Annotated in this window: 12 protein-coding genes; 5 read left to right on the top strand and 7 right to left on the bottom strand. The window is 44.7% G+C overall.

The window, feature by feature from the left end:
* Positions 1-1,059: a PA0069 family radical SAM protein gene (locus tag GKS34_RS04160; RefSeq protein ID WP_163383522.1), complete on the bottom strand. Its 1,059-nt coding sequence runs from the start codon at positions 1,057-1,059 to the stop codon at positions 1-3.
* A 39-nt stretch (positions 1,060-1,098) separates the two neighbouring features.
* Positions 1,099-1,644, bottom strand: coding sequence for a class I SAM-dependent methyltransferase (locus GKS34_RS04165; protein WP_163383523.1), 546 nt, complete (start codon positions 1,642-1,644; stop codon positions 1,099-1,101).
* A 269-nt stretch (positions 1,645-1,913) separates the two neighbouring features.
* Here GKS34_RS04165 and GKS34_RS04170 point away from each other — a divergent pair, with 269 nt between their 5' ends.
* From GKS34_RS04170 to GKS34_RS04190, 5 genes are all read left to right on the top strand, one after another.
* On the top strand, positions 1,914-3,590 hold the full coding sequence (locus GKS34_RS04170; protein ID WP_163383524.1) for an amidohydrolase family protein: 1,677 nt from the start codon (positions 1,914-1,916) through the stop codon (positions 3,588-3,590).
* Positions 3,583-4,971, top strand: a complete 1,389-nt coding sequence (locus GKS34_RS04175; RefSeq protein ID WP_163383525.1) for an amidohydrolase family protein — start codon at positions 3,583-3,585, stop codon at positions 4,969-4,971. The genes GKS34_RS04170 and GKS34_RS04175 overlap by 8 nt, the downstream gene beginning before the upstream one ends.
* Positions 4,972-4,994: 23 nt before the next feature.
* The gene (locus GKS34_RS04180; protein WP_163383526.1) at positions 4,995-6,287 is read left to right on the top strand and encodes an amidohydrolase family protein; all 1,293 of its coding nucleotides are present in this window, start codon (positions 4,995-4,997) and stop codon (positions 6,285-6,287) included.
* A 62-nt stretch (positions 6,288-6,349) separates the two neighbouring features.
* Positions 6,350-7,510 carry a C40 family peptidase gene (locus tag GKS34_RS04185; RefSeq protein ID WP_163383527.1) on the top strand — a complete coding sequence of 387 codons (1,161 nt, stop codon included), beginning with the start codon at positions 6,350-6,352 and terminating at the stop codon, positions 7,508-7,510.
* Positions 7,511-7,512: 2 nt separating this feature from the next.
* Positions 7,513-9,621: a M28 family peptidase gene (locus GKS34_RS04190; protein WP_163383528.1), complete on the top strand. Its 2,109-nt coding sequence runs from the start codon at positions 7,513-7,515 to the stop codon at positions 9,619-9,621.
* Between the two features lie 122 nt (positions 9,622-9,743).
* Here the strand turns inward: GKS34_RS04190 and GKS34_RS04195 are convergent, their stop codons facing one another.
* Genes GKS34_RS04195 through GKS34_RS04215 form a run of 5 tightly spaced genes read right to left on the bottom strand, consistent with a single transcriptional unit; the run spans position 9,744 to position 15,464 of the window.
* Positions 9,744-10,916, bottom strand: coding sequence for a THUMP domain-containing class I SAM-dependent RNA methyltransferase (locus GKS34_RS04195; protein WP_163383529.1), 1,173 nt, complete (start codon positions 10,914-10,916; stop codon positions 9,744-9,746).
* A 46-nt stretch (positions 10,917-10,962) separates the two neighbouring features.
* Positions 10,963-12,141 carry an NTP transferase domain-containing protein gene (locus tag GKS34_RS04200; RefSeq protein WP_163383530.1) on the bottom strand — a complete coding sequence of 393 codons (1,179 nt, stop codon included), beginning with the start codon at positions 12,139-12,141 and terminating at the stop codon, positions 10,963-10,965.
* Positions 12,125-12,610 (bottom strand): cyclic pyranopterin monophosphate synthase MoaC, encoded by a 486-nt coding sequence (moaC, locus tag GKS34_RS04205; protein ID WP_163383531.1) that lies wholly within the window; start codon positions 12,608-12,610, stop codon positions 12,125-12,127. Before moaC ends, GKS34_RS04200 begins: the two co-directional genes overlap by 17 nt.
* 20 nt (positions 12,611-12,630) lie before the next feature.
* Entirely contained in the window at positions 12,631-13,788 is a 1,158-nt protein-coding gene (locus tag GKS34_RS04210; RefSeq protein WP_163383532.1) for a cysteine desulfurase family protein, read from the bottom strand.
* Positions 13,789-13,805: 17 nt separating this feature from the next.
* Positions 13,806-15,464, bottom strand: coding sequence for a S8 family peptidase (locus GKS34_RS04215; protein ID WP_163383533.1), 1,659 nt, complete (start codon positions 15,462-15,464; stop codon positions 13,806-13,808).
* Positions 15,465-15,493 lie beyond the last annotated feature (29 nt).

Below are 15,493 nucleotides of genomic sequence, written 5' to 3' on the forward strand. Positions count from 1 at the left end.
TTAAAATAGTTTCAGTTGACCATTTCCTTTAAATATTTCTAAATCAAATTCAGGCATTTTTTCGCCATTTGACATATACTTTCTGACAGAAGCCCGAAACAGACCGGCTATAGTTTGTGCCAAAACGCCGTCCCCTTTGATTCTCCTTCCCCATTCGGTATCATTACTGTGACCAGCGTGCAATGATTCGATCTGGTGCATGACTTTATTTTTTCGCTCCGGAAAATGTGTTTCCATCCATTCCAGAAACAACTCTTTTAGCTGCCCGTTTAGCCGAACTACCGTATACCCTGCTTTTCTGGCACCTGCGGCGGCTGCTTCCCTGATGATCTCTGGCATGGCCTCCGTGTTAATTCCAGGAATTAATGGGGCAACCATAATGCCACAAGGGATACCTTGTTCAGAAAACTTGCGTATAAGTTCGATTTTCTTTCGGGCAGTCGCCGTTCGGGGCTCCAAAATCTGCTTCAATCTCGGATCCAGGTGGTTAATGGAAAAATAAACATGAACCAACCTTTTTTCGGCCAGTGATTTAAGCAGCTTCTGATCCCTTTCGATCAATCCATTCTTGGTGATGACACTTACCGGATGGCTAAATTCAAGGCACAGCTCAAGAATCTTAGCCGTGAGTTTAAATTTCCTTTCGGCTGGCTGATAACAATCCGTGTTTCCGGATAACATGATCGGCTGAGGTTGGTATTTCTTTTTTTCAAATTCCTTCCTTAGCACGGATACAATATCCTTTTTAACCAAAATCTTACTCTCAAATCCCAGTCCTGAATCATAGCCCCAATAAGTGTGGCTGTTTCTGGCATAACAATAAATGCAGCCATGTTCGCATCCTTGGTAAGGGTTTACGGATGAACTTAGGGTAATGTCCGGACTATCATTAGTGCTGATCGCAGTTTTGCTGCTTACCATTAGGTATTCCGTGACTGTGCTTTGCTCGGTTTCTACGGCGTCTATCCCTTCCGGATGTTCCCTGACAAACCTGCTTTTTTTAAACAAATTATCAGGCCGGCTACCCGTGCCCCTGCCTTTTGGAAGATCTGGTTTCATTAAAGGCAATATAAAAAATTAACGGAACTTATCCGGCTGTCAGGTATTGCAGATGATAATAAATGCCGGAGGGAAATTTTTAAGGGTAAAGGCTGTTTTGATATTGCTAAAGTAGGAAGCAAATTGAAAACGCAGAAGGTAAGAATAACAAATTTGAATAAAAAATCCACTTGGTTTTAGAATCAATCGGCTCTTCTCATAAATGGCAGTTCTCGATTCTTTGGGAATAAGGCTAAAAGGCAAAGAGGATAAAATCAAATCTACTGGCTGTCCATTTAAATGCTTATCCAAATTTTCGGCAGAATCACAAATGATTTTTACATTTTTTGAGGCAAACTGCCGGCTTAAATTCCTACAAAAATGCTCACTGATTTCAAAAACGTACAAAACCGAATCTGAATCCATGCGTTCCACAATCCCACGAGTTATGCTTCCGTCTCCCCCACCTAGCTCAACAATTACCTTTGCTCCATTAAAATCAGCAAATGACAACATTTTATTGACTAATGATTTGGAGCTAAATGTTACTGCACCTGTCGTTTTTATATTGACAAACAATTCTTTAAAAAGCGAACTTTTCTTCATTTGGAAATGGATTAGTCTGGGATAGAATTAATTTTTATTTGTGACCAGCGTTTTTTTATTATTCTGTATTATTAACAAACTTCAAAGTTACTAAAATCAACCTCATTTAAGTCATATTTTTTAAAAAAGGGCAAATCATTTCTTTTAACTGCGCTATTTAGAATTTTTTAGCCATTCCCGTATAGAAATGAAAGGCTGGTAAAAAAAAAATTCAATTTTGTTTCTTTCTGATTTATTTTGTTTTTTGCCGAGATTGTTACTAACACAAAATGAATTTTAAAGACCTATTAAATCCAAGTACAGTTTCCTGGTTATTCCTTCTTATCCTTGTATCCCAACCGCTTTTCAGTCAAAGTGACAGGAACGGCGAGAGAAGGCTGGGGAGCAGTTACGTGATTACCAATACCACCTTGATTCCATCCCCAGGAGAAATCCTCCAAAGCCAGCACGTATTGTTTGAAGATGGCATCATCAGGGCTTTCGGTAAAGACCTTTTGATACCGGCTGACGCTCAGGAGATTAAAGGGGATTCCTTATTTGTATATGGCGGTTTTATCGATATGGCCAATAAGACAGGCGTGGTGGAACCCACCATACCTGAAAAACCCGATAATTTTGACCCCTCTAATCCCATGCCAGAAATTGCCGGTATCCACCCTCATTTTAACGTGACGGATTATTATCAGCAAACCAACCCGCATGATAAAGAGTGGCGTAAACTAGGATTTACCCTGGCGCAAAAATTACCTCTGGGAAAAGGAATGCTTCCCGGAACCTCCGCTCTGCTGATCTATGGACAGGAGGGTAAAAACAACTTGATCACCGAAAACCAATCCATTTACTTTAAGTTTAGTACAGCAGGTGGCGTGTATCCCAATACCAATCTGGGGGTGATGGCAACCTGGAGAGACCTTATCCAAAATGCCCGGCTTTATCAACAACACCAAGAAATGTATGCTGCAGACCGGAACATCAGGAGACTGGAAAAAAACCCCGTTTTAGAGGCATTAATTCCCGTTATTAAGGGGCAAACTCCTGTTCTTTTGGAAATTTCGGGTGAATTGGATATCCAGAGAGCACTCAAAATGCAGGATGAAAATTATTTTCGAATAATACTTACAGGAATCAATGAAGGAGATCACCTCATTCCCTTGCTGAAGGAAAAGCAAATAGGCGCTGTCCTAACACTCAACCTTCCTGAGGATCCTTCCACGGAGGTTCCTGACGGTGAGAAAAGTAAAGATTTCGAATCCCGGATACAAAGAGCCAAGGAAGCGTATCAAAAGTCTTTGGCGCTGGCGGGAAAATATGAAGCGGCAGGCATTCCTTTTGCGCTCACGACCAAACATTTACCGAGAGGAGATTTTTTTAAAAATTTACAATTAATGATTGAAAATGGCCTTTCTAAAGAAGGCGCATTGGCAGCATTGACGGTAAACCCAGCTAAATTACTCGGGATATCGGATAGGACCGGTACCATTTCCGAGGGGAAAATGGCCAACCTCCTGATTATGACCGACACGCTTTTTTCAGAAAATGCTAACATTCATATGGTGGTCAGTGACGGCTATCTCTTTGACTATTCAGAGAAGCCTGAGAAATTATCCGAGGAGGAGACTACCTGGGATTATGAGGCTGAAACCGAGGACGGAAAATCATCAGGCACCTGGAAAATCAAACAAAAGGAAGGTAAATGGACTGGGACGATTACTTTCGAAGATCCGCAGGGACAAGGAATGAAAACGACTGCTATTGAAAATGTCATAATTACCACGGAAAATATGCAGTTTTCATTTACCGTATCCGTGAAAAACAATACCATGGAGGTAGAGGTCAGTGGAAATCTGTCGGGAGAAAAATTCTCCGGCGATATGAAAATAGTTGGGTATGGCAATTTCCCAGTAAAGGCTGTCAAAAGGGATAAACCGGAAAAAAGCAATGAATAGAAAAATACTATTTCCAGTAATCATCCTGACCCTAATTAATTTTACAAATCAGGCTCAGGACATTAAAAAGGGAGATGTTTTCATCCAAAATGCTCATGTCCTCACGATTACAGACGGAGTAAAAGAAAATACTGATGTTTGGGTCAGAAATGGGATTATACACAAGATCGGAAGTCAACTTAGGGTACCCAACGATATCGTTGTAATTGACGCCCGTGGAAAATTCCTTATGCCGGGAATCATTGATGCGCATTCTCATGTAGCCCTGGAAGCTATCAACGAGGCCAGCAGCCCGATTACCGCTGAAGTGAAAATGGGGGATGTGATAGATCCTTTTGATATCGGTATTTACAGGGCATTGGCAGGAGGAACGACCATTTCGCATGCGATGCACGGTTCTGCCAATGCCATTGGCGGACAAAATATCACACTAAAACACCGATACGGCACCTTTAATCCGGATGACCTGGTGATGAAAGAGGCACCCCGCACCATAAAGTTTGCACTGGGAGAAAACCCAACACGGGTGCATGGACGAGGAAAAAACCTACAACCCCGATCCCGAATGGGAGTAGAAGCTGTGATCCGAAATGGATTCGAAGAAGCGATTCAATACAAGCAAACCTGGGAAGCGTGGAATAAGGCAAAAAATCAGAAAAATAACCGGCAAGTGCCACCGACTTTCAGTTCCAGGCTAGAGACGCTATTGGATATACTGGAAGGGGAAATTATCATTCATTGTCATTCCTACCGGGCAGATGAAATCTACATGCTGATACAGGTCTGCAAAGACTACGGTGTCGATAAGATCGTATTTTCCCATGTAAATGAGGGATTTAAGGTTGCTCCCGAACTTGCCAATAACACCATGGGAGCCTCGGTTTTTTCCGATTGGTGGGCTTACAAGTTCGAAGTGTATTATTCCACCGCCTACAATGCTGCTATTTTAACCAAAAATGGTGTGATTACTTCCATCAATTCAGATTCTGCTGAATTGATCCGGCATTTGTACCATGAAGCCGCCAAAACCCAACGGTACGGAGGACTATCCGATGAGGAGGCCCTGGCATTGATTACCATCAATCCTGCCCGCCAACTTGGAATTGATCAATGGGTAGGTTCTATTGAAGAAGGTAAACAGGGGGACCTGGTACTGTTTGACAAGCACCCGCTTTCTATTTATGCCATCCCTGAAATGACCTGGGTGGATGGAATAAAGTATTTTGACCGAAAAGAGGATAAAACCGACCAGCGATTAAAAGTAGATCCGGAAGAAACGCTGGAGCCCATGTTTCTCCATGCAGATCATGTCAATTGCATGAGCAATGTGGATTTCTTTTTTACCGGATTTGGCCGTAACCTTTTCGAACACAATCATTAGTCTACCCTGCTAATTCAACCCCGATGAATAAGTTACCAATACTGTTGATCTCCCTGCTGTTTCTCAATTTGCAGCTTTATGCACAAATTGACGGTGACGTAATCAAACCTTTCAAAGGAGATTTTTTATTGCAAAATGCCCGGATTTTTACGATCACTGACGGAATCCTTGAAAATACAGATCTGTTGATTCAGAATGGAAAAATAGCTGCCATCGGTAAAGACCTACCCGAAGAAAATCACAGGGTCATCGATTGTACCGACAAACGGCTTTATCCCGGATTTATTGATGGTGGTACCAGTCTTGGACTAGTGGAAGTCAACTCCCTTCCAGAGACGCAGGATTACATGGAACTGGGGAAAGTAACTCCACAAATGCAAGCCCTGACGGCGGTCAATCCCAATGCCGTGGCAATACCCGTCACCCGGGTAAGTGGCGTTACCACGGTGCTTACCCAACCTCGGGGTGGTTATTTTCCGGGAACGGCCGCATTGATCCAGTTGAATGGTTACACACCCGATCAGATGGATGCTGGTTTTCGTGCCGTATTAATGAATTTTCCCTCGGCTGCAAAAGCAGGTAGCTATGATAGCCGCTCTGCCGAAACCATCCAAAAAGAAGCAGAAAAAGGTTTGAAAGAAATCGATGCTATTTGGGAAAAAGCTACCACCTACCTCCAAATTCAGGAAAAGGGAGGGGAAGTAGACTATTACCCGGAAATGGCTCATTTAGCAAAAGTATTGAAAGGAGAACTCCCCCTGTTTATCGAAGTGAATGCTGCCAACGATATCTCAAATGCCCTTGAATGGGTGAAAGACAAGGAAATCGATGTGGTCTTTACAGGAGTCGCTGAAGGATGGAAAGTGGCCGAAGAGCTAGTCGAAGCAAATATATCCGTAATTACAGGCCCTGTGCTGGCATTACCTTCCAGGCAATCCGATTCCTACGACTCGCCTTACACAAATGCTTCCATCTTGCAAAAAGCAGGTGTAAAAGTGGCCATTCGAACGCAGGAAACTGAAAATGTACGAAATCTTCCATTTCATGCAGGTTTTGCCGCTGCTTATGGTATGGGAACGGAAGAAGCGCTGAAGGCAATCACGCTCCACCCTGCGGAGCTATTTAATGTAGCTGACAAATTAGGATCCCTGGAAGTGGGAAAAAATGCCACATTGTTTCTTGCCGATGGAGACCCCTTCGAACCTAAAACCCAAATTCACCAGGTATTCATCGATGGATATAAAATCCCTATGACCAACCGGCATATCCGGTTATACCAGGAATTTTTAGATCGGGAAATGAAACCGGAGAATTGATACCATTTTTTCACTAATTCCTCCTTTTTAATTACATTTGATTAATTTATTAAGGTAATTTTATGAAAAATTCGTTTTTACTTTCCATATTCCTTGTATTTATACTGCTTTCTTGCCAGGCGCCGATGCAAGAGGAAAGGGTTCAATCAATCATCGACTCCACCAGAGCGGATTTTGCTCCGGATAAACGAATTGCGCTTTTTGATATTCATTGGGACAAGGGAATTCTAACGGGCGAAACCAATTTGCCAGACGCCCACCAGGCCCTGATACAAAAACTCACCGATGATAACATAACTGTTAAAGACAGCGTTATCCTACTTCCCGAACCCGGTCTGGGAGAAAAAACCCTGGCTCTCGTCACCAATTCGGTGGCAAATATTCGCAGCGAACCAAAGCATTCGGCAGAACTGGCCACGCAAGCCTTGATGGGCACTCCCTTGAATGTATTAAAGGAATCAGGTTCCTGGTACCTGGTTCAAACCCCTGACGACTACATTTCCTGGGTAGATGAAGCGGCCATTGTCCGAATCGACCAACAAACAATGGATGAATGGATGGGCAAGGAAAAGGTGGTAGTCACCGAAATGATCAGCAACATTTATACGGACGAAAATCAGGGTGAGATCGTCAGTGATATCACGGCTGGCAATGTATTGGAAATAGAAAATCGTTCTCCGCAGGGCTATAAGGTAGCACTACCAGATGGAAGAAAGGGATTTATTGCCGCTGAGGTGGCCGTTCCGTATGACGAATGGATAAACAGTCGTAGTACGGATGACACCTCTTTGGTTCAAACTGCAAAATTGATGATGGGTTCCCCATACCTCTGGGGAGGTACCTCTCCCAAAGGAATGGATTGCAGCGGTTTTACCAAAACCATCTACTTTCTCAATGGTATGGTGATTCCCAGGGACGCTTCGCAGCAAATCCTGGAAGGGGAACTGATCGATAGCGAGAAAAATTGGGAGAATTTAGAAGTCGGCGATTTATTGTTTTTTGGGGTTCCCGCTATGGAAGACTCAAGGGAAAGGGTGGTTCATGTGGGTATGTGGATTGGGGATAATCAGTTTATCCATTCCCGAGGCAGGGTGCGAGTAAGCAGCTTTGACCCAAACGATGAAAATTACGATGCCTATGAGTTGGGCCGGTACCTCCGAACCAAGCGAATTCGCCAGAAACTAAGCGAACGAATTGTATCTGTGGACCAAATTCTCAATTAGTCATGAAGAGAACAGGAGTTATTGTTGCCTTTTTTTTAAGCACAGGATTGGGATTTCCGCAAGTGGAACGCCTCGATGGATTTTCATCTACTGAAAGCAACGCCCAGAATGAATTGGAGGCTCTTTTCCTGGAATCCGTCAATTTTTCTAGTTTCAAAACCCATTTGGCCACCATTACCCGACACCCACATATTGCCGGGACCAAGGCAAACGAAGATGTCAGAGACTATCTGGTCGAAGTAATGGAAGCCGCAGGCTGGCAAACCAAATTGTATCCATATGATGTTTACCTACCCAGTGACCCTGGCCGCTCTTCGGTAGAAATTGTTACTCCGGAACGCCGCCCGCTGAATCAACAGGAATACATCCTGGAAGCAGATACCTTTTCCCGACATCCGCAACTCAAAAAAGGCTGGAACGCCTTTTCCGGATCCGGTGATGTAACTGCAGAGGTAGTTTATACCAACTACGGAACCAAAGCCGATTTTGAGAAATTGGCCGCCATGGGAATCGATATGAAGGGTAAACTAGTCATCGCCCGCTATGGTCAGAACTTCAGGGGCTATAAGGCTAAATTTGCCGAACAATATGGGGCTGCAGGCCTCATCCTTTACACCGATCCGGAAGATAGCGGTTTTGCCAAAGGCCTGGTGTATCCAGACGGCCCTTATTACAACGAAAGTGCTATTCAAAGGGGCTCTCTGCTGACAGAAAGCTTTACCGGCGACCCGCTGACCCCTTTTGAGCCTGCACTTCCTGTAGAAGGAAAAACAAAAATTAACAGGCTCGATCCTGAAGATACTCAGTTACATACCATTCCAGTGACGCCCATCCCCTATGGAGAGGCAGCGAAAATATTGGGCCAAATGAATGGAAAACCTGTTCCTGCGGGCTGGCAAGGTGGATTACCCTTCACCTATCGACTGGAAGGCGGACCCCAACTTACCGTAAGGCTGATGGTGGATCAACCCATTGGTTTAGTACCCATCTTTAATGTAGTAGGTACCCTGAATGGCAGTACTTACCCCGATGAATGGATTATTTTAGGTTGCCATTACGATGCCTGGGCATTTGGAGCCACCGATCCAAATAGTGGTACTTCCATGTTGTTGACCCTTAGCGAGGCCCTTGGTCAACTCGCCCGCGAGGGTAAGGGTCCTAAGCGCTCCATCCTCATTGCCCACTGGGACGGCGAGGAACACGGAGTAATCGGATCTACTGAATGGGTAGAACAAATGAAAGATGAGTTGGGAGCGAAGGCGGTTGCCTACTTGAATTTTGATGCCGGTGTTTCCGGAAGAAACATCGGTGGCGCTGCTGCACCAAGCCTTAAAAAAGTTATGGTAAACGCAGCTAAAAAGATAAGCTACCCGGACTCATCCAAATCCGTTTACGAGGTATGGAAAGGAAACCGCGAAGAGCCTAGCCTTGGGAATCTGGGCGGAGGGTCGGATCATATCGCCTTTTACATGCATACGGGCATTCCTTCCCTTAGCGGCGGCGCAGGTGGGCCCACGCTATACCATACCAACTACGATGATTTTTATTTTTATGAGCATTTTTCCGATCCCAGTTTCCAAATGGGGGGAACCATTGCCCAATGGTCAGGTATCATGGCACTAAGATTGGCTAATGCCACGCTGATTCCCTATGATGTAAGCCGATACGCGACAGATCTCACCATGCATATGGCCAATGCAAATTCGAGTATTGCTGAATATGCTACTGATTTTGAAGGTTTTACAGCTACAAAACAAGCCCTGGAAAAACTGGATGCCGTCGGTAAAGAGACGGAAATTAAGATTAAGGACGGGCTCGAAAAAGAGTCACTGAGTTCCGGTGTGATCTCCAGGGTTAATGGCGAACTTTTACGCCTGGAAAAAAGCTTTCTGCTAAAGGAAGGCATGCCCTTCGGTGATTGGTACAAGTCATTGTATGCCTCCACGGATCCATATAGTGGCTATGCTTCCTGGATGTTACCTGCCATTCAGTACGAAATTTCGAATAAATCAACTTCAAATTTTGAAAAATTGGATCAACAATACGAAGCGGCTATTCAGCAATTAATAAAAACCCTAGAGCGAATAGGGTCTGAATTAGAAAATGACTAGAAAACGGAAAAAAATACCAATTTGCAGATTCCTCAATTTATAAGTTTGCCGTAAACCCCTGCCTCGAAAAAGAACTCCAAAAAGGTGACTTTTTTACCACAGATCGGACAGGTCACTAAAAATTATTCTTTTCCGGGCACCCTGCTTCCCCGGTACAATTCAAAAACCAGCAAGCGGCAGTCAATCGTACCGTTGTAAAAGGGGATCCTCCGCTTCGGTTTTAAACCGATTTTCTTACCCAAATCCAAATTGCCGGTAAAAATAAGGCCGGTATATCCCGGACATCGTTGTTTCATAAAATCACCGATTTCACGATAGGTTTCTTCCAGGCTTTCTTTTTCTCCCAACCGCTCACCGTATTCGGGATTCAAAAAAAGGATACCATTTTCGGTGTCGGGAAGCGTGGTTTCCCGGAAATCACAAACCTCAAACTGAATCAAATCTTCCACTCCGGCAAACCGTGCATTTTCCTTACTGGCACTAATAGCCCGCTCACTTATATCAGATGCCAGCAGGATAAGATTTTCAGCCGGTTTGATCTTTGCTTGCAGTTTTTCCTTCAGTGCGTAATAAACACCCGCATCATACCCCTTGATATACATCAGGGCATAGTCATCTCTATATAGCCCTGGATAGCGATCAGTGGCCATCAATGCCGCTTCGATGGCTACAGTCCCAGAACCGCACATGGGGTTGACAAACGGACTTTTTCTGTCCCAGTTCGAAGCCAGCAGGCATGCGGACACCAGGGACTCCATCATAGGGGCTGCTCCTGGTATTTTCCGGTAACCATGTTTGATCAGCGTATCGCCGCTGGTATTGATGTACAAACTAGCCTCCTCCCCTTTCCAGAAAAATTGAAACACGGCTTCATTTAAACTGGAACCGGAATCGGGTCTTACCCCAAATTTCTCCCGAAAACGGTCAGCAATGGCATCCTTAATTTTTACATTTACAAAAAGGGGATTGTCTACAGACTCGTGTTTGACATTACTGATGACCGAAAAATAGCCGTCCGTATCAATGAAATCTTCCCAGGGAAGTTCTTTTATGACTTTATACAGATGCTGTACATGATCCAAATTAAAAGATTGTATTTCATATAGAACGTGGCTAGCCGTCCGCAAATGCATGTTGAGGAAAATGCAATCGTTCAGGCTTCCGGTCAATTCCACATGGGTCCGAAACACCCCAGAAGGAGCAAAACCCAATTCAATCAATTCCGCTTCTAGAAATGGGGCATTTCGATCGTAGCAGGTCACTACCAGCCTGCCCGTCCTCTCAAAATCTATCATAAAGCAAATATACCGCAAATAGTATTCATAAACCCGGTACCGCAGTTTAGTTTTTGGTTGTTCCCAGCGCACCCAGAGCAGCACGGTGCGCTTCTGGGTAATTAATATTTCTGAATTCTCCGGTATTGGGAGCATGCAACAATTCAATGGATGAATTGATCAGGACCTTTCGGGGACAACTATATCCCTGACTTAAAAAACGAAGCAAAACCGGATACGCCCTAGGTTCCCACAGGGTAATCAGCGGTTCAGGAAATTCTCCTTTGGGGTCCAGAAATGCCGTTGCCAGTTTGGAGGGATTTCGGTGTGAAAGCAAATAGGACAACGTATTTTTTGTAAGAAAAGGCAAATCACAAGCCACCGTCAACCAAGCCGATTCCGGCTGTTCCATAAATGCCGACACCAAGCCCCCAAAAGGCCCCATGTCCAGAATTTTATCCGAAATAACTGGATAATTATTCGCCAGTTCTTTGGCTTGAGCAGGATTACAGGAAAGATAAGCTTCCTGACAATAAGGTTTGATTAATTCCAGCATGTGGTCTTTCTGGCTTTGCCCGTGATAAGCCAAATCGGACTTGTCCTGTCCCATCCGGGTACTTTTACCCCCGACCAATACCAGCCCATTGACCCTGGGAATATGGGAAATTAAGAATTCCGAAACAAAATCAGTGATTTTAGCTACTTCTTCGAATGGCAAAACTGGAATGGATTGCCATTCTCCAAGGTGCTCTTTGACTGCATCGGGTATTTCATTAACGCCCTCCTTCATCAGGATGAGGCTTACAGTGGTTAGCTTATGCAGCTTCTTATCCATGGGTTTCTCCGGATCAATGACCAGTACCTGGTTGAGTGCCTTGAAATGGTTGGCATTGATCAGGATCAAGTCCTGCCGGTTAAACCATTCCCTTTGTTCAAATACGGTGGTATCCTCCAGCCGCCTATCCAGCCGCTGGAAAACGATTTTATCCCGGTACTCGATCACGCCCGGTGTTTGCATCAAACTATCCGGTTCGCCCTTGCCCTCCTTCAACTGGTCTCCTTCTTTGTGATCTGCATCCACATAGACCAGACCCAAGTCGGGACAGAGGTTCCGGATAAGCTTCCCGACAAGTTCCTGAATCTGAGCACAGGAAGTACCCAAAAAACCTAATTCGACTCTTCCGTAATCCCCATAGCAGGGGCGTGCCAGTGAGGCATGCTTTTGGTGTTTACCGCTTGAAGTCACGTTTTCCTCCTTTTTTTTCTTCCAATTTTATATCTTGAATAACTATGTCATTAGACATTGCTTTGCACATGTCATAAATAGTCAGTGCCGCCACCGAAACACCCGTCAGGGCCTCCATTTCAACTCCCGTTTTACCCGTTACCTTGGTACTGCAACGAACGATAACCTCTGATTCGTTAAGTACATCAACGGTCACTTTGCAATCGTCCATACCCAAAGGATGACACAGCGGTATTAATTCAGCGGTTCTTTTTGCACCCATGGTTCCTGCAATAATGGCTGTTTGGAATACGGGGCCTTTTTTGGTCATCAATTCAGTACCTTCTGTTAGTTGCTGCAGGATCTCCTTGCCCAAAACTACCCGGCAGGAGGCAATTGCCAGACGCTGCGTCTGGGCTTTTTCTCCCACATCTACCATTGCCGGAAGGCCTGTTTTTTTATCCAGGTGAGAAAATTTATTGTCACTCATGGTATGCGCGTTTAATCCCCCTAAAGGGATCCATTTTTTAATTTTTGATGGGTTTTCTTTATAAAATCACTCGCAAAGTCCACTTCCTTCTCTGATGTGGATTTTCCCAATGATAGTCTCAAGGTAGCAATGGCTGTTTCGGAATCCAAACCCATGGCCCGAAGCACATGGGAGGGTTTGTCGGAAATGCTACTACAAGCGGATCCAGAACTTACCGCCAAGTGTTTATTAATGCGAATCAAAAATTGCTTGCCTGGCACACCACTAAATGAAATGTTGCTAACGTGGGGAAGCCGGGATTCTGGTGTACCATTTAGCCGGGCTCCTGGGATGGCAAGCAATTTCTTTTCCAATTTATCCCTGAGTTCACCTAGCCTTAAACCGTCGGACATATATTCCTGTCCAGCTATTTCAGCCGCTTTTCCCAATCCCACGATTCCCGGTACATTTAGCGTTCCGCTACGTCTTCCCGTTTCCTGTCCTCCTCCTGTAATTTGGGATTCCAGGGTAATTCCCGGCTTTGATTTTCTTAGGTAAAGGGCTCCTACTCCTTTGGGGCCGTACATTTTATGCCCGGAAAGTGCCAGCATGTCTATGTCCAACGCTTTCACATTTACCGGTACTTTCCCAACTGCCTGTACAGCATCGGTAAAAAATAGTACTCCCTGATCCCTGGCTATAGCGGCCATTTCTTTAAGGGGATGCAGGTAACCGGTTTCATTATTGGCCAGCATGACTGCCACCAATACCGTTTGAGCTCTTATGGATTTTTTTAGCAAGTCCAACGATACTGCCCCATCCGTTTGTACAGGAAGATAGGTGACTTCAAAGCCCTGTTTTTCCAGCACCTGCACGGTATCCAAGACCGCCTTATGTTCGGTTTCTATGGTAATCAGGTGATTACCTTTTGATTTCAGGCCAACAACCGCTCCCCTTAATGCCAAATTGATTGCTTCGGTGGCACCGCTGGTAAAGATAATTTCCTTTGGGGCTGCGCCGATCAGTCCAGCCACCCGTTCCCTTGCCACTTCCACTGCCTCTTCTGCAACCCAGCCAAAGGGATGCTGACCGCTGGAAGGATTACCAAAATGCTCCGAGAAAAAGGGCAGCATTTCTTCCAAAACTGCAGGATGACAGGGGGTCGTCGCATTGTAGTCCAGGTAGACGGGATACTTCATGCAGCGATCACAAGTTATTATTCGTATTTGCTTAGCGAAGCCGCCAGTTTCAGGGCTTCATACGCATTCACAACACCTCCGGTATAACTAAGGGAATCGAATCCAACCATTTCATCCTTTCCGGGTAATTGTACACTTTCGGTAGTTGGTTTGTAAACCGAATTGATCAATACTTGTCTCATCTCCTTTGGCTTCAAATCGGGAAAATAGGCCCAAATCATGGCAGCTACTCCGGCAACAGTAGGGGCAGCCATACTGGTGCCGCTATTGGTGTCGTACTCGGATCCGGGAACTGTGGAGTAGATATCCACCCCAGGTGCAAATAAATCTACCGCTTTCTTACTAAAATTGGAAAATTGTGCCGGTAGATTTTCCGTATCAATGGCAGAGGAAGCCCCTACTTCAAGCCAGGAATCAGATTCTCCGCGTCGGTCATAATATCGGTTGGGGAAGTTGTTGTCCGGATTGACTTCTTTGGAACTGTTTCCAGCGGCATGGATTAACAATACTCCTTTTCTTCTTGCGTATTTCACTGCTTTGTCCACGTATCTTTTCCCAGGAGAATACGACTTTCCAAAGCTCATATTAATAATATGTGCCCCGTTATCCACGGCATACCGGATCGCATTTGCTACGTCCTTATCTCGCTCATCCCCATTGGGCACAGCCCGCACCGGCATGATCAATACGTGTTCAGCGATACCATCTATTCCCAGATCGTTTCCTCTTTTGGCAGCGATGATTCCCGCTACATGCGTCCCGTGGGTAGGATCCGGACCTGTAGGATCGTTGTTTCCGTAATATTTCTCTTTATAATCTTTCGGATCATCTCCCACTATGTCCCGGGGGTTAAAATCGGTATTGTAGGCATAATTTGCCTGCACTTCGAAATGCTCAACCGCTCCTCCTAAGACATCTAAAATCTCGTTGACGCCTGGATCTTGCAAATTGACCATAGAAAATAACTGAGAAAGCATATCCAGCGCATTTTTCACCTCTTCCTCTTCCGATTCCATTTCCTTTAGATCGGTCAACTTAAAATCGGCTACTTCAAATTCTTCCTTTACCAATTCGGCCATTTTGGTAAACCCATCCAACATATTGGAATACATGTTGTAATTCATTTGAGCTTCTTTCTTGCTTTCTTCGAAATTCTCGCTCACACGCTGCCAATAGGCATACTCCTCCCTGTTTCTTCTCTTTACGTCTTCCGCTGCCATATCTTCATAGATGGCTTTAAGCCGGATGTACTCCCGAGTCAATTCGTGTGAATCTTCATCCACATGTGAACCATCCGCTCCTCCAATAAAATTCCATCCATGAACATCATCTACATAGCCGTTCCCATCGTCGTCTATTCCATTTTCTGGAATCTCTCCAGGATTAGTCCAGATTTTATCTTTCAGGTCCTCATGTAAAATGTCAATGCCTGAATCGATTACCGCCACAACGACGGTTCGTTTTGCAGATTTTTTTTGTAAAAGCTGTTCGTGCGCCTTGGTTGCTCCTGTCCCCAAATATCCATCTTCGATAGGGTCCAACAGGAACCAATTTTCTGGCGTTTTGAGGCTATCTTTGTCAGAGGTAAGTTGGGGTCCCCCGGATGAAGTGAAAATGATACCAAAACAGATTCCTGTAAGTAGTGTCCAAAAAGAATTGCTTAAATTGATTCTCATAAAATAGCGTATGAATAGAAATGAATTGT

Source organism: Cyclobacterium jeungdonense (assembly GCF_010994275.1).
Lineage (GTDB): Bacteria > Bacteroidota > Bacteroidia > Cytophagales > Cyclobacteriaceae > Cyclobacterium > Cyclobacterium jeungdonense.

What these genes read in the sequence shown, in the direction of transcription:
- GKS34_RS04175 (WP_163383525.1), top strand. Translation starts at nt 3,583, where the DNA reads ATGAATAGAAAAATACTATTTCCAGTAATCATCCTGACCCTAATTAAT.
- moaC (WP_163383531.1), bottom strand. Translation starts at nt 12,610, where the DNA reads ATGAGTGACAATAAATTTTCTCACCTGGATAAAAAAACAGGCCTTCCG.
- GKS34_RS04170 (WP_163383524.1), top strand. Translation starts at nt 1,914, where the DNA reads ATGAATTTTAAAGACCTATTAAATCCAAGTACAGTTTCCTGGTTATTC.
- GKS34_RS04215 (WP_163383533.1), bottom strand. Translation starts at nt 15,464, where the DNA reads ATGAGAATCAATTTAAGCAATTCTTTTTGGACACTACTTACAGGAATC.
- GKS34_RS04190 (WP_163383528.1), top strand. Translation starts at nt 7,513, where the DNA reads ATGAAGAGAACAGGAGTTATTGTTGCCTTTTTTTTAAGCACAGGATTG.
- GKS34_RS04165 (WP_163383523.1), bottom strand. Translation starts at nt 1,644, where the DNA reads ATGAAGAAAAGTTCGCTTTTTAAAGAATTGTTTGTCAATATAAAAACG.
- GKS34_RS04160 (WP_163383522.1), bottom strand. Translation starts at nt 1,059, where the DNA reads ATGAAACCAGATCTTCCAAAAGGCAGGGGCACGGGTAGCCGGCCTGAT.
- GKS34_RS04210 (WP_163383532.1), bottom strand. Translation starts at nt 13,788, where the DNA reads ATGAAGTATCCCGTCTACCTGGACTACAATGCGACGACCCCCTGTCAT.
- GKS34_RS04195 (WP_163383529.1), bottom strand. Translation starts at nt 10,916, where the DNA reads ATGATAGATTTTGAGAGGACGGGCAGGCTGGTAGTGACCTGCTACGAT.
- GKS34_RS04185 (WP_163383527.1), top strand. Translation starts at nt 6,350, where the DNA reads ATGAAAAATTCGTTTTTACTTTCCATATTCCTTGTATTTATACTGCTT.
- GKS34_RS04180 (WP_163383526.1), top strand. Translation starts at nt 4,995, where the DNA reads ATGAATAAGTTACCAATACTGTTGATCTCCCTGCTGTTTCTCAATTTG.